The organism is Mucilaginibacter sp. P1_D10, assembly GCF_056406215.1.
The window spans coordinates 25,401-44,812 of the sequence record NZ_JBFUAP010000016.1 but is presented as its reverse complement, the minus strand read 5'-3'; the positions used below and the strand labels follow the sequence as shown (position 1 = coordinate 44,812).

The following is a 19,412-nucleotide window of genomic DNA, read 5'->3' as shown; positions in this document are numbered from 1 at the left end:
GCAAAGGTAATAGTTATGGCAATATAGCGGTAAGGTTTATATTTATGCAGGAATTACCACAATTTCCTTATCGTTGCCTTTATCTACAACTTGTTTTACGCCGGCTGCTGCGAGGTCGTTAGCAAGGCTCGTAATCATCCTGTTGTCCCAACCATCCTGCCAGGGCACTAAAATTGCCAGGGTTTTTTGCTTACATTCCATTTGCAGGATATTCCTGAGCGGCTTTGAATGCCCGAAGCGGACGCCAACAAACTCTCCAGGGCCGCGCCCATAATAATCAAATCGTTTTTTATAAGTGAAGTACGCTTCCTCAAAAGGCACTGTATCTATTACCGTATTCGTGCGGCTTTTGCTTACGACGATTACCTGCTTTTTATCGGTGTTGATCACCACGCTGTAGGTATATTCCCATCTCAACTGCACGGTTGTGAAAATAGTTGTGACGATTCCTACTATTATGATAATGCCTAATGGCGGTTGGCTACAAACAAGCAAAAACACAACAAGGATTGCAATGAGCGCTATCATTGCAAAGCCTTTTCTTTCAACAGAATAAGTTATCGCAGGCATAGTTGGTCACCGAATAGCGCCCTCATGCAAATCGCTTACCGGGAATATCAACTCATAGTCATTCCAGTTGAGGTTGCCGTCAATCAACTTGAATTGTTTAAACAAATCTTCATTTAGATACCTCGATACAGATGGGTGTAAAGATTTGCAGAGAAATGGTTTAAAGTCTACTAATTTTTCAATACCATCGTTAAAAAATATCCTGATTGCATAATCCCCGATATACTTTGCAGAAGTAATTTCTATTACATCAACAGACTCATAGCCTGTATAATCCTGGATGATTTTCATTTTAATTTCCCGGTGATTCGTTCAAATTCTATGTTCTTATGGTAGATAAAGTAATCGACCCATTTTTCAACTATCTTATCAGCATAGACTTCTAAGAATACTTCAAAATCTTTGAGCTTAGCGCCTTTTAATGGTTTTCTGTCCTTTACTAATTTAATCCTGATCTCTGATATTTTGCCATTCACAATATAAAACTCAGCCTTGCTTTCTGATCCACTATGCGTTGCATGGACATGAATTGGTTCATGTTCATTCGAATAGAAAAAGAGGATGATACCTAAGTATTCAAATATTTTCGGCATAATTTCTTAACGCTAATATACCAAAATCGGCGTTAAAATCCACCTATTTCCCCCTCACTGCTATCACCACGCTATTCCGGCCATCGCGCACTTCGGGGTTTAGCCCTACGGTCATCAGGTACTTGCCCGAGTAGCTTGCGGTGGCGATGCCGGCATTGTGGCCCGGCATCAGGTTGGTTTCGCTTACTTCGTATAGCTTATCTTCCTGCAAGCCCTTCATGCGGATGGGCAGGTGGCTGCCTGCCTGGTAACGGTTGCTCACGAGATAGTTGAACATGATAGCATTGTTTTTGGCGGGGTCTACGTACATCACCGAGGCAAAATCGTTGCCCCATGGGCTTTGCAGGCGGTATTGGTCGCCGTGCCAGATGGCTTCGCTGAATTCTTTATAGGTTGCCAGTGCGCCGTGTGCATAAGCCAGTTCTTCGGGTTTTAGTTTGCTTACCACAATATCGAAACCTAGCTTGCCCATCATGGCTACATCCGTGCGGAACTTGATGGGTTGCTTGCCCCAATCGGTAACGTGGTTGCTGCTGGTAAGAGCAGGGTAAAAGTATGAGTATTCCCACTGGATAAACACGCGTTCGATTGGCTCGGTATTATCGCTTGCCCAAAATTCGGTAAAGTATTTAAGCGCGCCGTAGTCAACACGACCGCCGCCGCCGCTGCAAAGCATCATGGGGACTTTGGGGTATTTGGCCCGCAGCCTATCCAGCACGCTGTACAGCCCGCGTACGTAGTCGAAATAAAAATTGCCCTGGTTTTTTTGGTATGGCGAGTATGCATTGTACATCAGCGCATTGCAATCCCATTTGATGTAGGCCAAATCGGGGTTCTCTACAAAAAGCTTATCTACCACGCCGAACACGAAGTTTTGCACGGCAGGGTTGCTCAAATCGAGCACCAACTGGTTGCGCATATAAAATTCGGGGCGGTTGGGTTGTTTTACCACCCAGTCCGGGTGTTTTTCATACAGCTCGCTTTTGGGGTTCACCATTTCTGGCTCTACCCAAATGCCGAATTTTACGCCATTTTCTTTAGCTACCTTAACCAAAAAGGGTATTCCATCGGGCAGCTTGGCTTTATTTACTTCCCAATCGCCAAGGCCGGCGTGATCGCCGTTGCGGGGGTACTTATTGCCGAACCAGCCATCATCCAGCAAAAACAAATCAACTCCCAAGTCCTTGGTATCTTTCAGCAAAGCCGAAAGCTTATCATTATTGAAATCGAAGTAGGTAGATTCCCAGTTGTTCAGCAGCGTTAAGCGCGGCCCCTGCCCGTCGAGCACTTTGTATTTGCGTGCCCAGCTTTGCAGGTTGCGGCTGGCGTCGCCTTTGCCTTTATCGCTAAGGGTGTAAACAAACTTCGGCGTTTCGAAGGCTACACCTGCTTTAAGGGTATAATTGGCGGCGTAGTTATTGGCACCGGCTATAATGCGCAGGTTGTTAGTTGGGTCAACCTCCAGGTCGATACGGAAGTTGCCGCTCCACTCCAGGTTGCCGTATAGTACCTGGCCCTCGTCTTCGCCGGCAGGCTTGTTTAGCGATACCATAAATACCGGCGGCTGGAAGATATCTGCGCGCGACCCCAGCTTGCTATCCAGTGTTTTGATGCCGTGGTTTAGCTGCTCTTCCTCGGGGCGCATTTCCTGCGCCCACTCGCCATGGTAATGCTTCAGCCAGTAGCTATCGGCCTGTACGTATAGATTTGCCGATGCATATTTGTTCAGCACCACGTCCTTTTTTTCGTGATGGGTAATAACGCTCCATTGCTCGGTTACGTTTTCGGCGTAATAACTTTGGTAATTCAGTGTCACCTCGAAATTGTAAAGCGAATCCTTAAGATGCACGCTCACTAGCGATACATCATCGCTTATTTTGGTAACCGTATGGCTTACGTATTGCAGCTCGAGCGATTTATTGCCATCGGCATGGGTAACCTCAATGGCGGGCTCCAGCAGGTTATGCGTGCCCGATGTAGTGTAGGCCGAGTTGTACACATTATCGTACCTATCCAGCTTAGTGGTTTTGGGTACTGCCGCGTATTCGCCCGGGTTGTTAAGCCTGCCGCCGAAATGCACCATGCTGAGCCGTTTATCATCGCCTACGCGCAGTACGATGGCGTTGTTTTTGGTTTCGATAGGGATAACGATAGATTGTGCAAGTGCGAACAAGCTATTAAATGTCATTGCGACAATAATTGTTGCCGGGCGCAGTGAGAAGCGAAGTGCGGAATTCATAATACAGGTTATATCGGTTGGCTTTGTTTATTTGTTAAGCGGATAGATAACCCCGTCTTTCATTACCAATGTAACTTGTTTTACCGCTTTGATATCTGTAGAAGGGTCGCCGTTTACGGCCACAATATCGGCTAAATAATTTACTTTGATGTTGCCTAAGTCTTTCAATTCAAAAACCTGGGCGTTTACAGATGTAGCCGAGCGCAGCACATCAATAGGCTTCATGCCATATTCTACCATCAGCACCATTTCGCGGGCATTATCGCCGTGCGCGTAAACGCCTACATCGCCGCCCATACAAATTGTTACGCCGGATTTAAGGGCTTCGGTAAAAATATTTTTTTTGATCCTTACGCTTGCAGGGTCCGGGTCGATGCCCTTTTTCCAGCCGCTGTAGGTGCTATAGGCTTCTGTTGCCGATAAAGTGGCACATAATGCGATACCTTTAGCTTTCATTTGTTTAAATAGTTCCGGTGTACCGCCGTCGCCATGCTCAATAGTGCTGGCGCCCGCCAATATCGCTCTGCGCATACCCTCTTCCGTACTGGAATGCATTACCACCTGCCTGCCGCTGCTATTGGCTACCTGCACGGCGGTTTTCAATTCATCCAAAGTAAAAGTTGGCGTGGTAGTATCGTTGGTTCCCCAAAGGTAGTCGGCATATATTTTTACTATATCGGCACCATAACCAATCTGCGAACGTACAACATGGCTTATGCCGTCAATGCCATCAGCTTCTTCGGCACCTTTTATCAGTTTAAGGTCGGTAACTTCAGTTTTTGGCCCATAACTGCCGGTTGCTACAATAGCCCTGGTAGCCACCAGCATCCGCGGACCGGGGATAATGCCTTTATTGATGGCTGTTTTAAGGCCCACATCGTCGTAGCCTGCGCCTTCGGTGCCCAAATCGCGCACGGTGGTGAAGCCTGCCAATAAAGTTGCCCTGGCATGGTTTATGGCACGGGCAAGGCGCTCAGGGCGGCTTTCGGTAAGCACCTGGTTATCCCAGCTGGTTTCGTTATAGGGGTGCAAAAAAAGGTGCGAGTGGCCCTCAATGATGCCGGGCATCAGCGTGCAGCCTTTTAGTTCAATAACCTTTGCATCGGCAGGGATAGTGATAGATGAGGGCAGGCCTGCGGCTTCGATGCGTTGATTTTTTACCAGCACCCACCAGCCGGCGTGCATATCCTGCCCGTCGAAAACGCGATCGGGCTTCAAAAGGGTGTAATGTGTTTGCGCAAAAAGGGTTTGGCCAATAAAAAGCGCGCTTATCAGCAGGGTAAGTAATTTTTTCATAGCTATATTAGAAAGTTAGGTTACAATTCTCCGGCACTCTTCAAGTGCAAGGTTTTCCGGCATCGGGGTTATGCGGAAATTAGTTTACTTTATTTTGCTTATCAAGGGTTTGATTGAGGGAATTAAACCAAATGCTTTGCTCTAGATAATAACGCTAATTGTGCCGGTAACAGCTATTTCTAATTGTTATGCAAGCTTCCGGGCTTTTAAGTCGTCTAATATAACAGTACTATTCGTTATTTTCTAATGCCAAAGTTATTTTCGTCGCCGTGGTAACCGGAAAATAACCACAATGTCTCCCGCTTTCGGAAGAGAGAGGGAGGGGGTGAGTTGACCCGCGATGCGGACATTACCGCCAGGTCTCCAACCTCCTTTTTTTCAACGCCATCGCTATTATCATTTATATTCGCAAGCCCCGTCAAACGAGCCTTTACTTTTCTCCCTCAAAATAGTTAGAATTATTTTATTGTGCATGCAACCATTTTAACCAGTTTCCCATCTTACTTTTAAATGATGTTTTTGGAACCTAAAATCACTATTGACGAACTGGTACACCGTTGCAAAACCGGGCAGCGTAAAGCGCAGGAAATGCTTTACAAACGCATGGCCGCAAAAATGATGGGCGTATGCCTGCGTTACGCTACCGACCGTATGGAGGCCGAAGACATGCTGCAGAATGGCTTCATCCGCGTGTTCCAAAAGATAGAAGATTTTAGGGGAGATGGCTCGTTTGAGGGTTGGGTGAGGCGGATAATGGTGCACAGTTCTATAGAATATTACCGCAAACACCACCGCATGATGCAGGTTGTAGATATCGACGAGGCAGGGCAGGAGCCATCGGTTAACGCAGCGGCAGCATCGAGCCTGGAAGCAAAGGATTTATTGGTACTGATAACAACCCTTTCGCCGGGCTACCGCATGGTTTTTAACCTTTACGCCATAGACGGGTATTCGCACAAAGAGATTGCCGAAATTGTGGGCATTACCGAGGGTGCCTCCAAATCGCAATTATCAAGGGCGAGGGCCATTTTAAAAGAACAGATACTAAAGGCAGAAAAAAAAAGCTATGAATATGCAGGATAAGGAATTCGATGAATTGTTCCGGAATAAACTGGGAGACCTGGAGGTGGAACCTTCCAAAGGCTTATGGGATAATATTGCTGTAGAAGTAGTTATCGATAAAAAGGACCGCTCGGCGCTGCCGTTCATTAGTATAGCTGCCAGTGTACTGGTTTTGATAAGCGCGGGCCTGTTTTTTATCCCTAAGATAAAGCCCGATATTACCAAACCATCAAAGTTGATAGCCCTTAACCATGCCGGCGGCCAAAAGGTAAACAACGTGCTGCCAAAACCCGCCGAAATTAAAGCGGTAGCGCCGCAAGCCCAACAGGTAGCCATTGTAAGCTTGCCCGCAAAACAGCACAGTGTTAAGCAAAGCATCAAGAAACAAAAAAGCGACCTGCCCTCGTTGAATACCGGTGCCATAGCTCAGCAGCAACCGCAACAAATTACACAGCAAACACCGCATAACGATGCTATATTAGCGGCCGTTAACCCCGGTGGGGATGCACTGGCCACCATTACGCCAACCGTAACCGCCGAAGTAAAAGATACGCACATAGCCGCGCTCACCGTGCCTGCCCTGCCGGCCAAAACCATTGCTGCCGTGCAGCCAAAAAAACGTCGCATCCGCAGCTTTGGCGACCTGATAAACGTAGTGGTAGCCAAGGTTGACAAACGCAAGGATAAGCTGATAGAATTCAGCAACAAAGACGACGACGAGTCGCTGATTACCGGGATAAACCTGGGTATCATCAGAGTAAAAAAAGAAGAAGTTATTGCAACTAATAAATAATCATGAAAGCATTTATATACACCCTCATCATATGTTTTGCGGCAAGCAGCCTGTTTGCCCAAACCGATACCATCAAAACCCGCTCCAGCGACAAAGGTGATGCCGATACCATCATCATTATCAAAAGCAAAAAGCGGCACAAGTACAAATTCGGCATAGGGCAGGATGTCGCCGAAGTAAACATCAATAATAACGAATACGATACCACCTACACCGCCTCTAAGGCCCCAGGATTTTCGTTCGGACTTACCTTTACCCGTTTTGATATCGGGCTGGCCACGCTGAACGATAACGGCAGCTTTAAACTGTCGCCGCAGAACCAGTTTTTGAACTACCGTTCGTGGCGCAGCAGCAGTATTGGGTTCGATGTGCTGCAGTTGAGCTACCGTTTTAACTCATCTTTCAGGATATACACCGCCGGTGGTTTCGATTGGTTTAACCTGCGCCTGCGCGAAAGCGGCACCATACAGCGCGATGGCGACGTACTTACTTTTGTGCCCGATGATATCAAATACACCAAAAACCGCCTGAGGGCAAGCTACCTGCGCATCCCGGTGGCGTTTGATTTCCGCACGCACGATGATGCCGATGGCCGCAGGTTCCACTTCGTAGGCGGGCTTGATATGGGCGTGTTGCTAAGCAGCAGCCTGTTGCAGGAGAGCAAAGAGAACGGCAGCCAAAAACGCGGCGGCGACTACCACTTCACCAAGTTTCGCTACGGCCCCTTCGTGCGGGTGGGTTACGGCGGCATAGGCGTATTTGCCCGCTATTACATGAACGATATGTTTGATGATAGTCCAGCGCAAAAAGGCCTGAGGAATTTCTCCTTTGGGATGAGCGTGGGTTGGTAAACACGATTGGAAGAGGATTTTTTACAGGATTAAGGGATTGAAGGATTAAGCAGGATTTTTTGCCTATTCGGGAAGGCGGGCTGATTGGTTTGGGTTGAAAACGGTTAGATTTGATAAATTATTCCTACTTTGAATTATGGATAAGTTTGCAAATATTAACGAGTTAACGCACAAAATAATTGGGTGTGCGATGGAAGTTCATCGGGTTATTGGAACAGGATTTCAAGAGGTGATTTATCAAAAAGCCCTGGGGATTGAATTAGCCTTTCAAGGACTATTATTTGAACGGGAAAAAGAAATGCACATCTACTATCGTAATGAACTGATAGGCACTCGCAGAGTTGATTTTTTCGTCGAAAACCTTGTGATGTTAGAAATCAAAGCCTTAGATAAAATTGAAGACATTCATAAAAATCAGGCCATTAATTATCTGGAGGTTTACAACATAGCTGATGGGTTACTAATCAACTTCGGTGCACCTAGTTTAGATTTCAAAAGGCTTTACAATAAAAAGCTGATTAAGCCCTATAAGCCAAACAACAACTAATTTAAAGGGTATGAATTTTTGACGGCCTCCCAATCAGAAATCCGACAAAAGCTATAAGTCGTTAAATCCTATTCTCTCTATTGCAAGTAAAAAATCCTGTCAAATCCATCAATCCCTTAATCCTGTAAAATGCTGTCAAAATCGTGTGTATCTTTGTTTAATGGCAGATGTACCTTTTTTGCAGGCGGTTTCGGTAAGTAAAATATATCCCGGGGCGACCCAATCGGGGGTGAAGGATATAAGCATAGAGATCATCCCCGGCAAGATAACTGCTATCATTGGCGAAAGCGGCAGCGGCAAAAGTACCTTGCTGCGCATGCTATACGGTTTGCTATCGCCAAACGAGGGCACCGTTTTCTTTAAGGGCGAACGCATATGGGGACCCGAGGAAAAGCTTATCCCCGGGCACGACGAGATGAAGATGGTTACCCAGCATACCGACGACCTGAACCTCTTCGCCCGTGTGTGGGATAACGTGGCCGCCATGCTGCCCAGCACCAACGTAAAGCTTAAGGAAGAGAAAACCGAAGCCGTACTTACACAACTCAATATGATGCAGATGGCCTACAAGCGTGTAGCTGACCTGAGCGGTGGCGAAAAACAACGTGTAGCTATAGCCCGCGCCATTATTACCCGCCCGCAGGTATTGTTTTTAGATGAACCCTTTAACCAGGTAGATACCTCATTTAGGGAGGGCCTGCAGCACGATATACGCCAGATAGTACGCGAAAGTGGCATCACCGTGGTCATGGTATCGCATGACCCTGCCGAGGTGCTTTCCATGGCCGATGAGCTGGTGGTGATAAGGGGTGGTGCGATAGTAGAAAAGGGTCACCCTAAATACCTTTATCAAACCCCGCAGCACCTGTACACCGCCGAACTGTTGAGCAATTGCAACGTACTTAGGCCCGCAGAAGCTAACTTATGCGGCATAGACACCCAAAAAGAAAGCGTCGTAGTGTACCCCGAATGGATAAGGCTGACCACCACGCCGGAGGCCACACAATGGACGGTACGCGAAGTACTTTTCAAAGGCTTTTATGAAGATCTGCTGCTGGAATATAACGGCGTTATCATCCGCGTGGTGAACGGTGAGAACGACAGGTTTAAGCCGGGAGATATGATTGGTATTAAAGTAAAGAAGTGGCTGGAGTATTAGGCCCCTAGTCCCTGACGGGGGTGCTTTTTAATGGTAAAGAGCCCGGCTACACTAAGTAGGCGGACTCTTTGCTTTTATATGTCACCAAAATTATATCTCAAAAGACGACAACTGCACGAATTGCTGTACGCGTGCGGCAACTTCCTCCTGGGTAAGGTTCTTGATTTTTTCTGTTCCGAATTTCTCTACGCAGAACGATGCCAGCGCGGAGCCAAAGATGATGGCGTTCTTCATGTTATTGAAGTTTACAGTGCCTACCTTGGCCATATAGCCTATGAAGCCACCGGCAAAGGTATCGCCCGCACCCGTTGGGTCGAAAACTTCGGCCAGGGGAAGGGCAGGGGCAGAGAAGATGTGGTCCTCGTGGAAGAGCAATGCGCCATGTTCGCCTTTTTTAATGATGAGGTATTTTGGGCCCATCGCCAATATTTTGCGGGCGGCTTTCACCAGCGAGTACTCGCCTGATAGCTGGCGTGCTTCGGCATCGTTGATAGTAAGCACGTCGATCATTTTAATGGTTTCGAGCAAATCATCCAGCGCAATGTCCATCCAGAAGTTCATGGTATCCATAACGATGAGCTTGGGGCGGTTTTTAAGGCGTTTGATAACCGTTTGCTGTACCTGCGGGGTGAGGTTGCCCAGCATCAGGTATTCGCAGTCCTGGTAGCTATCGGGGATGATGGGGTCGAAATCCGCCAGTACGTTCAGGTCGGTGATGAGCGTATCGCGGCTGTTCATATCATTATGGTACTTGCCGCTCCAGAAGAACGATTTTTCGCCTTGCTTTATCTGCAGGCCCTCGGTGTCGATGCTATGGGCGTTAAAGTCGGCAATCTCTTCGGCGGGGAAGTCGTCGCCCACTACTGCAACTATCTTCACCTTATCATAAAAGTACGAAGCGGCCAAACCTGCGTAGGTTGCGGCACCGCCAACGATTTTATCTGTCTTACCAAAGGGGGTCTCAATTGCGTCAAACGCCACAGTACCAATAACTAACAAACTCATGCGAAAATATTTTAATTTTTTTTTACGCAAATATTGCGAAATTACCCCAATAATCATACTTTTGCACACTCCAAACCGGAAAATACTGCTGACGAGTTCAACAGTATAAAAAAAGGAAGATTCCTGAGTAGCTCAGCCGGTTAGAGCATCTGACTGTTAATCAGAGGGTCGCTGGTTCGAGCCCAGCCTCAGGAGCAAAGCCCCGCACGTCTGCGGGGCTTTTTTTATGTTACTACGTTTCATGAGGGAACATCCCGGCCATTAGTGATATATCGAATTTGGGATCTGAGGAAGCGGGCGTGCCCTGCATCATACGCAAGGGCCTAAGATCAGTACTTGCTTATTTAATGAAAAGATCAGCAAGCCGCTTACATCACTCTTTGAACCGGCAGATCATATCTCGTTCGCAACCTTCGCAAACTTATTTCTGTACTCTATTGGTGTAAGCCCTGTTATCTTCCTGAAAATATCCCTGAATGCTTTGGTATCGGTATAACCTACGCCATACATCACTTCAGTAACATTCTTTCGTGAGGCTTCAAAAAACTTCTTTGCAGCTTCTATCCTTACCCGTTGTATGTACTCGATCGGTGTGTTGGTTGTTGCATCCTTAAATCTTCTTTCAAAAGTTCTGCGGCCAACATTGATAAGGTTTACCAGATCTTCAATGGTGATCTTATCTTCATAATTTTCTTCGATATACGCCTGTACCTTTTGAATGCCCGCATCACCATGGCTTTTCTGTCCCTTGAAAATGGCGAATTGGGATTGGCTGTCCCTGCCTATATCCAGGGCAAAATATTTGGAGATTAGGACAGCCGTTTCCCTGTCGGAAAATTTTTCGAGCAGATACAGGATCAAATTCCACAAACTGCTTGCACCACCACTGCTGTAAATGTTATCGTGTTCTGTGATAACCGCACCGTCTTCTACTTCTACCAGCGGATATTTTTCTTTGAACTCGGTTATGTGTGCCCAATGGGTAGAACACTTCTTTCCATTTAACAGTCCTGTTTCTGCCAGCAGAAAAGCCCCTATGCATAAACTGGCAAGGCTGGTGCCATTCTCATGGAGCTTTTTGAAGTAGGGTATCGCTTCGGCATTGGCCCGTATCCCCGTGTCGGTGTTTCCGAAAGTGGGTGGTATAAAGAGCAGGTCTGTATTGCTAACATCTTTGAGCAGCCTATCTGTTTTTACCGTGTATTCGCCACTATTGGCCGGTACATATTCATTTAAGCCCACATACTCTACTTTGAAAATGGGCGCTTTACCAAATGCAGTTAGAAACTCATTGGCCGTGTGAAAGGTCCTGAATGGTGGTGTAATAGCTTCTATTACTCCATACTGGGGAACGAAAACCGAAATTTGCATAAAACTTATCTTAATTAAAGATACGCATGTCTTGTCGTAATCCTACCCCTAATTTGTCGTTTTTACAACATACCAGATCCTGGGGCCTATAGCATCTTTGTACTGTAAACTTTAACTAAAAATATATACGATGACAGCACAAACAAAAATTACGGTAGAAGCAACAATAAATGCGCCGGTAGAGAAAGTATGGCAGGTTTGGAATGCCCCGGCCGACATTGTGAAATGGAACACTCCCGACCCAAGTTGGCACACCCCGCGCAGCGAGAACGACCTTCGATTAAACGGCAAATTCAAGAACAGGATGGAAGCTAAAGATGGCAGTTTCGGTTTTGATTTTGAAGGCACCTATGATAAGGTTGACTTGCACAAGGAAATAGCCTATACCATGCCCGATGGCAGAACCGCCACAACATTGTTTGCAGCTAAGGAAGGTATAACCACGGTTGCAACAACCTTTGATCCGGAAACAGAGAACGACCCTGAATTTCAGAAACAAGGGTGGCAGGCTATCTTAAACAGTTTTGTGAAATACGTGGAATCAAATAATTAACAATAAAACTTAACAATATGAAAAAGAATAAGATCATTTTTTGGGTGGCAACTACTATCATCGTTCTATGGGAAGGTGTAATGCCACTTGGTACCATGCTGTTTGCACCACAATATGTAACTGCAGGTACAAAACTTTTAGGCTATCCTGACTACTTCGCTTATGCGCTTATTATTTGTAAGGTGCTTGGAGTTATAGCAATTTCTTACCCTAATGCCCCGGCTAAGTTAAAGGAATGGGCATATGCAGGGCTAACATTTAATTTGATGTTTGCGTTCATCAGTCATACCTATGTAGACCAAAATATTGGGTTTATGTTAATGCCATTGGTATTTCTGGGTATTCTTGCCGTCTCGTACCTGTATCACGATAAGATCCGGGATCATGGCCAAACTAACGAAGCGATCAATGAGTACCATCGGTCATTAAGTGTAAAGCTTTAGGAATAATAATTGACAGATCACAAAAAACTTAAAAAAATGAAAGATAACACAGTTTCATTACACCGGGTAATTCAGGCAAGTCCTGAAAAAGTATTTCGTGCCTTTGCAACCCCAATAGCACATTCTAGCTGGATACCCCCTTACGGCTTTATATGCGAAGTGCAGCAAATGGACTTTAGGACAGGCGGCAAGTTCCGTATGACCTTTATTAATTTCAGTACCGGCAACGGCCACTCATTTGGCGGAGAATATTTAGAGATAAAACCGAATGAGTTTATTAAGTTCAGCGAGAAGTTTGACGACCCTAATTTACCAGGGGAAATGATAACGACAGTATGGCTGGACCAGGTTTCCTGCGGCACCGAACTTAAAATAGTACAAACAGGTATTCCTGATGTCATTCCGGCTGAAATGTGTTATTTGGGCTGGCAGGAGTCCCTTGAGAAATTGAAAAAGCTGGTTGAACCCCAAATACCGGATGCCTAATTTATTGTAATATGTTATTTCAAAATAGCGATAGATTAACCGGCGGGGTCTTCATCACATTTTCTGGAAATTGCAAAAAAGCACTTACTTTTTACCAGACCTGCTTTGGCGGCACGCTGCATTTTGAAACTTTTGATAAGGAATTACAGGGTTATACGGAAATACCTGTCATTAGCGGTTCCCTGGTTTCTGATAGTATAGTTATTCACGGTTCGGATCTGGTACACAACGAGGGCAGAAAAATTGGAAATTATATTTCGATCTTTCTGCCATGTAAAAATGCTGGTGCCAGAAAGATACTTATCGAGAAAATAGGATCTGACCGCCGTGGTGTGGCAACCAGGAATTATGCAGCGGATAGTCTGATCGAAGTGACTGATGCTTTTGATGTGAAGTGGGTGTTCGGTTTGTGAGTTGCACGTACCACGTCCGCCCGGAAAGTAAACGTTCAACTTGCCTGAGAGAGTCTCCTGAAAGCACAAACCCGCTTTACCCAGGATAAAGCGGGTTTGCAGCCATAGGGAGATCGAACCACTTAAGTTGCTTCGAATAGGCTTAAGAGTTTCAGTTGCCCTACCAAATGGTTCGGTGCAGCCTCAGGAGCGAAAATAGTTCGGTAGTACCGAAGGTTACTGTAAAAGCCTCACTAAAATTTTTAGGAGGCTTTTACATTTACTTCATCCACCTTAAAATGAATTAGCTAAGCCTTTTCATCGTCACTTTCCAGATGTGGGGGAATTAATTTATATATCACTGGTGTTACGATCCGCGATAGTATAGTAGAGCTAAATTCGTCCATTACAATTTTGCCAATATTTTATTTCAAAAAGCAATAGATCATAGGCGGCTCTCGCCAAAATTTCCAATTCTCTTTAATTTTTCTATAAATGGAGCCTCGTGACTACTCTGCACTTAAACTGATCGACTTTTGTGGTTGTAACAGATTAGACAAAATTTTGAGCGTGATTGCCAATGGAAAAGAGACAAGCAATAATTTGTAACGCTTATATATTAAAATGTTCCAGATTTTAAATGCAATTTGCTTAAACACTTTGAACAACCTTGTTTAAGTATAAAATAACAATGCTTGATTTTTTTAGCATTTGTAGTTTAGGTGTGCTTAATGTATTTTAATACTGTTTAAATGTAGTTCAAAACAGAATCAATTGGGAATGGCGGAGTTATTACATCGGATACAACATAACGGCGATGAATCGGCCTTAAATGAATTATACCGGGAGCAATATCTTAAATTGTATCAGTATGCATACTCATTTTTAGGCGAGAAAGAGCCCGCCGAAGAAATTTTGCAGGATGTTTTCTTGAAGATTTGGATAGGGCGCCATAAATTGCCCGTGATTAAAAATGTACAAGTTTATTTATATGTGGCGGTTAAAAATGCATGCCTAAACAATATCCGCAGCCAAAATTCAAAAAAACTGAATGAAGAATATGTAAGCGATGCATATTATTTTCAGCTTACTCCTGATCCTTCTCAATTGCTTATATCCAAGCAACTTCACAGCAACATACTGCGTGCGGTAGATGGTTTGCCCACAAAATGCAAGATGATATTTAAGATGGTAAAAGAGGATGGCCTCTCCTGCAACGAAGTTGCACAGATACTTGAGCTATCGCCTAAAACCGTTTTTGCCCAATTAGCGATAGCACTTAAAAAGCTGGAGAGCACTCTAAAATAGCACCGCCCGGCAGCTATTAAAATTTATTTAAAAATCTTTTAGGAAAAACCCAACGGTTGTGTGTCCTTACAAATAGAATGACCAACCATGGGAAAATCAAGGTTTATTGAATTGATGGCTAAATGCCTGGACAAGTCTGCCAGTGCAGAAGAACTAAAAGAGCTTGAAGTTTTTTTAGAAGAGCATCCGCATTTAAAAAAAATGCATGATGTTACCTATGCGCTTAAAACCGGGTCATCCCCGTCTGATGCAAACTTACAGGATGAAGATATTAACACAAAACTTGATGCACTGTGGGTAAATATCAAAAACACCGAAAATGCCCAACAGCACAACTATAAAAAGATTATCCCTATTCGCACATACCTTAAATGGGTTGCCGGGGCAGCGGCTATATTGGTAATAGGTGTTTTAAGTATAACATTTTATAGCCGTACAGTAAATAAAGATAACACGTTATTGGCCGCTGTCAATCAAAAAATAGACGTGCCTTACGGACAGACGATTAAACTTACCCTTCCCGATGGCACTAAGGTACGGCTGAATGCGGGCAGCCATTTTGGATACCCCGCAACCTTTGTTGGCACCCGCCGCGAAGTTACCCTTGACGGCGAAGGCTTTTTTGAGGTAACTAAAGATGCCCAAAAGCCTTTTTTAGTACATACAGCGGGCTTTACCGTAAAGGTGTTAGGAACAGTATTTAATGTGAGGGCTTATAAGCAGGACAAAAAAACCGAAACAACGCTGTTTAAAGGTAAAGTACAAATTGAACTAACGGGCGACCCCGACAGGAAAATAGTTTTAGCCCCGCGCGAAAAACTTACCGTGCTAAACGATGCTGCACCCGCAAACCATATACCTAATGCGCATAAAGAGGTGGCTAAGTTAAAGTACGAGCTATCGGTACTGCCGGTAGTAGATAATGATGAATACCAGGAAAACGCCTGGCTGGAAAATAAACTGGTTTTCACCAACACGGAATTTGAAGATGTTGCTGTAAGTATGGAACGCAAATACAAAGTACGATTCGTATTTGAGGATGAAGCGCTTAAAAAAGAACAGATAAGCGGTGTACTTCAGGACGAGAACCTGGACAGTGCATTGTTCATTCTAAAACAGATCACCTCTTTTCAATCAAGGGTAGCCGATAATACGGTTTATATAAGCCGGTTAAACAAGTAAAAACTATACACTATTTAAACTAAACTAAACGTATGCAGAAAAACAATTACTTATCAGATTCCTGATAGATCCATATAGAACAAGCAAGGGAAGAGTTGGCGCTCTTCCCCTCAAAAATTCTGGGATTTATTATTAAGAGTAAGGAGTTTAAGAGCACTTACTCTATCCATTAATTTTCAAACAAATGTAATGAAAAAAACAAGAAGGGCATTTTCATGTCACGGTATTCCTGTATGCCTTAAAGTCATTTTGCTAATGAAAGCGGTATTTTTTCTTATCCTGGTTACATGTATGCAGGTGTCTGCAAAGGTGTATTCGCAGCAAAAATTTTCACTTAACATTAAGCAGGCCGATGTAAGTAATATTCTTACCAAAATCCAAAAACAAAGCGATTATCGTTTTTTCTACAACTATGCTTCAGTGAAAAAACTGGGCAAGGTTGATCTGAATGTTAAAGATGCATCTATCAGCGAGATACTGGCTACCCTGATGGATAATAAGCTATCATTCAAACTGGCCGAAAACAATGTGGTGATCATCACCTCGCAGGATGAAGCTAACAGCCAGATAATTGTGAAAGGCAAGGTAGTGGATAAAGCAGGCCAGCCGCTGATTGGCGTAAGCGTTAAGATCCAGGGAACTACCATTGGTATCACCACCGATGTTAACGGTAACTTTACCCTGAACGCACCCGATAATGGCGTACTGGAACTAACTTATATAGGCTATGTAAAAAAACTGGTTACCATAACCGGCAGCGAGCCTATAACCATCACTATGGAAGAACTACCATCTGCACTTAAAGAAGTTGTGGTAGTAGGTTATGGTACCAGTAAAAAAATTGATATCACGGGTTCTGTTGCCAGTGTTAAAGGCAGCGATTTTCAAAACCTGCCGGTAAGCTCGGCCGCACAGGCATTAGAAGGCCGTGCAAGCGGTGTAAATATTGTACGCAATGATGGTTCGCCGGGTGCCGCGACCAGCATTCGTATCCGTGGTACCGGTACTTTAAATGATTCCAACCCGCTGATTGTTATTGATGGTGTGCCAACCAGTAACCCCGATGCATTGAGCGATATTAACCCAAATGATATTGCTTCAGTAGATATATTAAAGGATGCATCATCCGCGGCTATTTATGGTACCCGTGCTGCCAACGGTGTGGTATTGGTAACTACTAAAAAAGGCGGTTACAACCAAAAGCTAAACACTACGATTAATTTTTACAACGGTTTCTCTAACCCCACCAAATACCTTAGTCTGCTAACCGCGCCCGATCTGTATACATTAAAAAGGGAGCGTTATACAAATGACGGTGTTGCTATTAATGATTTATGGAATAACAGTTATTACGCCACGCAGCGTACCGACTGGCAGCGCGCCATTATGGGTACGGGCCATGTTACTAATGGCGATGTAAGCATACAGGGCGGCAACGAGGTTTCTAATTACTATCTCTCTACCTCTATTTATAACGAGAAAGGTACTATTGATAAATCGGAATTTAAACGGGTAAGTACGCGCATCAATTCTGAGCATAAAATTAAACCCTGGTTTAAACTGGGCGAAAACATCCAGTTATCTTACGCCGAGCTGAACGGGTTTGATAATAACAACTCGCAAACCGGGCTGCTCTTTTCGGCCCTGCGTTTTAACCCGGCTATACCGCTGATAAATGACGACGGCACCTACGGAACTGCTAAAGCTAACTCTGAATTAGGCGATATTAACAGCCCCTACTCTACCATACAGCAGGCAGACAGATACAATAAAAAGTACCGTGCCTTGGCTAATGCCTTCGCAGAGGTAAGCTTTGTTAAGGAATTAAAATTACGTGTTAACTATGCGTTTGATGGCACCCTAAACCGGGGGTATAATTTCAATATCGCCGATGCAAACCAGGTAAGGCAAAACCCGGCCTCTGTATTAACACAAACAGAAGAAGAGATCTCATCGCAACTGCTGGAGGCTTTTCTTACTTATGATAAGGTATTCGGTAAAAGCCATGTTACTTTTACAGGGGGGTATTCTTACCAAAATTTCAAGGATTATGGTTTTACAGCTTCACGCATTGGATATGATGATACCGACCCGGCCCAAAGGGTACTTAGCACCGGGAACGCTCAGTTCAATTCCAGCACGCCTTATCCGTTTCAGCCCTCTGCTTTACAATCAGGTTTTGCCAGGTTATTTTATGATTTCGACAGCCGCTTCCTGGCCACAGTAACCTTCCGTGCGGATGGCTCTTCCAGGTTTGCGAAAGGAAACCAATGGGGTTACTTCCCAGCGTTTTCATTAGGATGGAGGTTATCGAACGAGGAATTCATCAAAAATATAAGCTGGATAAGCAACCTGAAACTAACCGGCGGTTATGGTGAACTAGGCAATCAAAGCGTTCCTCCGTACCAGTATTTAAGCTTAATAAAAACAGGTACTACATACCAGAATGGTGGTTACGCATTTGGTGGTACCGGTGTAAGCGGTGCTGCTATTACCACAATTGCCAACCCGGATATTGCCTGGGAAAGAACAGCAATGACCAACATCAGTTTAGAGGCAGGTTTTTTAAATAACAGGCTAAACACAACTCTAACCTGGTTTAATAAAAACACCAAAGACATGCTGATAGCCCCTCCTGTAGTTGGCTCAGCAGGTTCGGTTACTATCCCTACGCAAAATATCGGCGCCATGAATAACAAAGGCGTTGAGATTGACCTGAATTACCAGGGCGGCGATAAAGTGCGTTACTCGGTGGGTGCAAATGCATCATTCATCAAAAATAAGGTAACCAGGCTTAATGGCGAAGGCACATTTGTGGGCTCAACTGTTTACGGCAGGTCAAGCCAGGAAATTTCCCGTACTTACCAGGGGCAGCCCATAGCATCTTTTTACGGCTGGAAAACCAACGGTTTATACCAAACCCAGGCAGAAATTGACAGCGATCCTGCTCTAACCAATGATTCTCGTAAAGGGAACATCAAACCCGGCGATGTGCGCTTTCTCGACCTGAACAGCGACGGCTTGATAGATGGTAACGACCGCGCCATCCTGGGTAACCCAAACCCTAATGCGGTTGTAGGTTTACAGGGCAGTGTATCTTATAAAGGTTTTGACCTGGCTGCAAATTTCACCGGCGTATTTGGTGTGAGTTTATACAATGCCGATAGGATGCAGGGCATCGACCCAACCTATCCATTTAATATGTATGCCGAAACTTTAAACAGGTGGACGGGCCAGGGTACAAGTAATACCATTCCGCGGATGTCTTTAGACCGCTCTAACGATAACTACCGTACGTCGGACCTGTTTGTGGAAAGCGGTAATTATTTCAGCCTTAAAAACGTAACACTGGGTTACACGCTTCCCTTAGCGTGGAGCAAAAAAGCGTCGCTAAACAGCGTAAGGCTTTATGCATCCAGCCAGAATGTGTTTATGATCACTAATTACAAAGGTTACACGCCAGAGCTGGGTTATACAAACGGTAACGTACAGCGTGGAGTTGATGTAGCGCAATATCCCGCTGTAAGGACAATCACATTCGGTTTAACAGTTAAACTATAAA

General features: G+C 44.8%; 19 protein-coding genes and 1 tRNA gene. 13 read left to right on the top strand and 7 right to left on the bottom strand.

Features of this window, described 5'->3' with window-relative positions:
- Positions 1 to 42: 42 nt before the first annotated feature.
- The 5 genes from AC1DYT_RS21625 to AC1DYT_RS21605 all read right to left on the bottom strand — a co-directional run bounded on the left by AC1DYT_RS21625 (position 43) and on the right by AC1DYT_RS21605 (position 4,698).
- On the bottom strand, positions 43 to 423 hold the full coding sequence (locus AC1DYT_RS21625; RefSeq protein WP_477471595.1) for a hypothetical protein: 381 nt from the start codon (positions 421 to 423) through the stop codon (positions 43 to 45).
- A gap of 153 nt (positions 424 to 576) precedes the next feature.
- A complete protein-coding gene (locus tag AC1DYT_RS21620; protein ID WP_477471594.1) occupies positions 577 to 861 on the bottom strand; it encodes a DUF2442 domain-containing protein in 285 nt (94 codons plus the stop codon).
- Positions 858 to 1,163, bottom strand: a complete 306-nt coding sequence (locus AC1DYT_RS21615) for a DUF4160 domain-containing protein (protein WP_477471593.1) — start codon at positions 1,161 to 1,163, stop codon at positions 858 to 860. Before AC1DYT_RS21615 ends, AC1DYT_RS21620 begins: the two co-directional genes overlap by 4 nt.
- A gap of 43 nt (positions 1,164 to 1,206) precedes the next feature.
- Complete coding sequence (locus tag AC1DYT_RS21610) at positions 1,207 to 3,351, bottom strand: alpha-galactosidase (RefSeq protein WP_477471592.1); 2,145 nt, start codon at positions 3,349 to 3,351, stop codon at positions 1,207 to 1,209.
- A gap of 78 nt (positions 3,352 to 3,429) precedes the next feature.
- Positions 3,430 to 4,698 carry a metal-dependent hydrolase family protein gene (locus tag AC1DYT_RS21605; RefSeq protein ID WP_477471591.1) on the bottom strand — a complete coding sequence of 423 codons (1,269 nt, stop codon included), beginning with the start codon at positions 4,696 to 4,698 and terminating at the stop codon, positions 3,430 to 3,432.
- Positions 4,699 to 5,211: 513 nt separating this feature from the next.
- Between AC1DYT_RS21605 and AC1DYT_RS21600 the strand changes: the two genes are divergently transcribed.
- The 5 genes from AC1DYT_RS21600 (at position 5,212) to AC1DYT_RS21580 (ending at position 9,110) form a co-directional block, all read left to right on the top strand.
- Entirely contained in the window at positions 5,212 to 5,781 is a 570-nt protein-coding gene (locus tag AC1DYT_RS21600; protein ID WP_477471645.1) for an RNA polymerase sigma factor, read from the top strand.
- Positions 5,771 to 6,553 carry a hypothetical protein gene (locus AC1DYT_RS21595; RefSeq protein WP_477471590.1) on the top strand — a complete coding sequence of 261 codons (783 nt, stop codon included), beginning with the start codon at positions 5,771 to 5,773 and terminating at the stop codon, positions 6,551 to 6,553. The genes AC1DYT_RS21600 and AC1DYT_RS21595 overlap by 11 nt, the downstream gene beginning before the upstream one ends.
- A gap of 2 nt (positions 6,554 to 6,555) precedes the next feature.
- Positions 6,556 to 7,404 carry an outer membrane beta-barrel protein gene (locus AC1DYT_RS21590; protein ID WP_477471589.1) on the top strand — a complete coding sequence of 283 codons (849 nt, stop codon included), beginning with the start codon at positions 6,556 to 6,558 and terminating at the stop codon, positions 7,402 to 7,404.
- Between the two features lie 136 nt (positions 7,405 to 7,540).
- Positions 7,541 to 7,951, top strand: coding sequence for a GxxExxY protein (locus AC1DYT_RS21585; protein ID WP_477471588.1), 411 nt, complete (start codon positions 7,541 to 7,543; stop codon positions 7,949 to 7,951).
- A gap of 160 nt (positions 7,952 to 8,111) precedes the next feature.
- A complete protein-coding gene (locus AC1DYT_RS21580) occupies positions 8,112 to 9,110 on the top strand; it encodes an ABC transporter ATP-binding protein (RefSeq protein ID WP_477471587.1) in 999 nt (332 codons plus the stop codon).
- Positions 9,111 to 9,200: 90 nt separating this feature from the next.
- On the opposite strand, the gene AC1DYT_RS21575 is transcribed toward AC1DYT_RS21580, so the two are convergent.
- Positions 9,201 to 10,115, bottom strand: coding sequence for a PfkB family carbohydrate kinase (locus AC1DYT_RS21575; protein WP_477471586.1), 915 nt, complete (start codon positions 10,113 to 10,115; stop codon positions 9,201 to 9,203).
- Between the two features lie 121 nt (positions 10,116 to 10,236).
- On the opposite strand from AC1DYT_RS21575, the gene AC1DYT_RS21570 reads away from it, so the two are divergent.
- Positions 10,237 to 10,310, top strand: a tRNA-Asn gene (locus AC1DYT_RS21570).
- 198 nt (positions 10,311 to 10,508) lie between these two features.
- On the opposite strand, the gene AC1DYT_RS21565 is transcribed toward AC1DYT_RS21570, so the two are convergent.
- Entirely contained in the window at positions 10,509 to 11,486 is a 978-nt protein-coding gene (locus AC1DYT_RS21565) for a GlxA family transcriptional regulator (RefSeq protein WP_477471585.1), read from the bottom strand.
- Between the two features lie 130 nt (positions 11,487 to 11,616).
- On the opposite strand from AC1DYT_RS21565, the gene AC1DYT_RS21560 reads away from it, so the two are divergent.
- The 7 genes from AC1DYT_RS21560 (at position 11,617) to AC1DYT_RS21530 (ending at position 19,411) form a co-directional block, all read left to right on the top strand.
- Positions 11,617 to 12,039 carry an SRPBCC family protein gene (locus AC1DYT_RS21560; protein WP_477471584.1) on the top strand — a complete coding sequence of 141 codons (423 nt, stop codon included), beginning with the start codon at positions 11,617 to 11,619 and terminating at the stop codon, positions 12,037 to 12,039.
- A gap of 17 nt (positions 12,040 to 12,056) precedes the next feature.
- A complete protein-coding gene (locus AC1DYT_RS21555; protein WP_477471583.1) occupies positions 12,057 to 12,482 on the top strand; it encodes a DoxX family protein in 426 nt (141 codons plus the stop codon).
- A 36-nt stretch (positions 12,483 to 12,518) separates the two neighbouring features.
- Positions 12,519 to 12,968: an SRPBCC family protein gene (locus AC1DYT_RS21550; protein WP_477471582.1), complete on the top strand. Its 450-nt coding sequence runs from the start codon at positions 12,519 to 12,521 to the stop codon at positions 12,966 to 12,968.
- An 11-nt stretch (positions 12,969 to 12,979) separates the two neighbouring features.
- Positions 12,980 to 13,381, top strand: coding sequence for a VOC family protein (locus tag AC1DYT_RS21545; RefSeq protein ID WP_477471581.1), 402 nt, complete (start codon positions 12,980 to 12,982; stop codon positions 13,379 to 13,381).
- Between the two features lie 759 nt (positions 13,382 to 14,140).
- Positions 14,141 to 14,668, top strand: coding sequence for an RNA polymerase sigma-70 factor (locus AC1DYT_RS21540; RefSeq protein ID WP_477471580.1), 528 nt, complete (start codon positions 14,141 to 14,143; stop codon positions 14,666 to 14,668).
- A gap of 87 nt (positions 14,669 to 14,755) precedes the next feature.
- On the top strand, positions 14,756 to 15,850 hold the full coding sequence (locus AC1DYT_RS21535; protein ID WP_477471579.1) for a FecR family protein: 1,095 nt from the start codon (positions 14,756 to 14,758) through the stop codon (positions 15,848 to 15,850).
- 255 nt (positions 15,851 to 16,105) lie between these two features.
- Positions 16,106 to 19,411 (top strand): TonB-dependent receptor, encoded by a 3,306-nt coding sequence (locus AC1DYT_RS21530; RefSeq protein ID WP_477471578.1) that lies wholly within the window; start codon positions 16,106 to 16,108, stop codon positions 19,409 to 19,411.
- Position 19,412 lies beyond the last annotated feature (1 nt).

Bases quoted from the DNA above. Each gene is read 5' to 3' on its own strand.
- AC1DYT_RS21620 (WP_477471594.1), bottom strand. From the start codon at position 861: ATGAAAATCATCCAGGATTATACAGGCTATGAGTCTGTTGATGTAATA.
- AC1DYT_RS21615 (WP_477471593.1), bottom strand. From the start codon at position 1,163: ATGCCGAAAATATTTGAATACTTAGGTATCATCCTCTTTTTCTATTCG.
- AC1DYT_RS21610 (WP_477471592.1), bottom strand. From the start codon at position 3,351: ATGACATTTAATAGCTTGTTCGCACTTGCACAATCTATCGTTATCCCT.
- AC1DYT_RS21605 (WP_477471591.1), bottom strand. From the start codon at position 4,698: ATGAAAAAATTACTTACCCTGCTGATAAGCGCGCTTTTTATTGGCCAA.
- AC1DYT_RS21600 (WP_477471645.1), top strand. From the start codon at position 5,212: ATGTTTTTGGAACCTAAAATCACTATTGACGAACTGGTACACCGTTGC.
- AC1DYT_RS21595 (WP_477471590.1), top strand. From the start codon at position 5,771: ATGCAGGATAAGGAATTCGATGAATTGTTCCGGAATAAACTGGGAGAC.
- AC1DYT_RS21590 (WP_477471589.1), top strand. From the start codon at position 6,556: ATGAAAGCATTTATATACACCCTCATCATATGTTTTGCGGCAAGCAGC.
- AC1DYT_RS21585 (WP_477471588.1), top strand. From the start codon at position 7,541: ATGGATAAGTTTGCAAATATTAACGAGTTAACGCACAAAATAATTGGG.
- AC1DYT_RS21580 (WP_477471587.1), top strand. From the start codon at position 8,112: ATGGCAGATGTACCTTTTTTGCAGGCGGTTTCGGTAAGTAAAATATAT.
- AC1DYT_RS21575 (WP_477471586.1), bottom strand. From the start codon at position 10,115: ATGAGTTTGTTAGTTATTGGTACTGTGGCGTTTGACGCAATTGAGACC.
- AC1DYT_RS21565 (WP_477471585.1), bottom strand. From the start codon at position 11,486: ATGCAAATTTCGGTTTTCGTTCCCCAGTATGGAGTAATAGAAGCTATT.
- AC1DYT_RS21560 (WP_477471584.1), top strand. From the start codon at position 11,617: ATGACAGCACAAACAAAAATTACGGTAGAAGCAACAATAAATGCGCCG.
- AC1DYT_RS21555 (WP_477471583.1), top strand. From the start codon at position 12,057: ATGAAAAAGAATAAGATCATTTTTTGGGTGGCAACTACTATCATCGTT.
- AC1DYT_RS21550 (WP_477471582.1), top strand. From the start codon at position 12,519: ATGAAAGATAACACAGTTTCATTACACCGGGTAATTCAGGCAAGTCCT.
- AC1DYT_RS21545 (WP_477471581.1), top strand. From the start codon at position 12,980: ATGTTATTTCAAAATAGCGATAGATTAACCGGCGGGGTCTTCATCACA.
- AC1DYT_RS21540 (WP_477471580.1), top strand. From the start codon at position 14,141: ATGGCGGAGTTATTACATCGGATACAACATAACGGCGATGAATCGGCC.
- AC1DYT_RS21535 (WP_477471579.1), top strand. From the start codon at position 14,756: ATGGGAAAATCAAGGTTTATTGAATTGATGGCTAAATGCCTGGACAAG.
- AC1DYT_RS21530 (WP_477471578.1), top strand. From the start codon at position 16,106: ATGAAAGCGGTATTTTTTCTTATCCTGGTTACATGTATGCAGGTGTCT.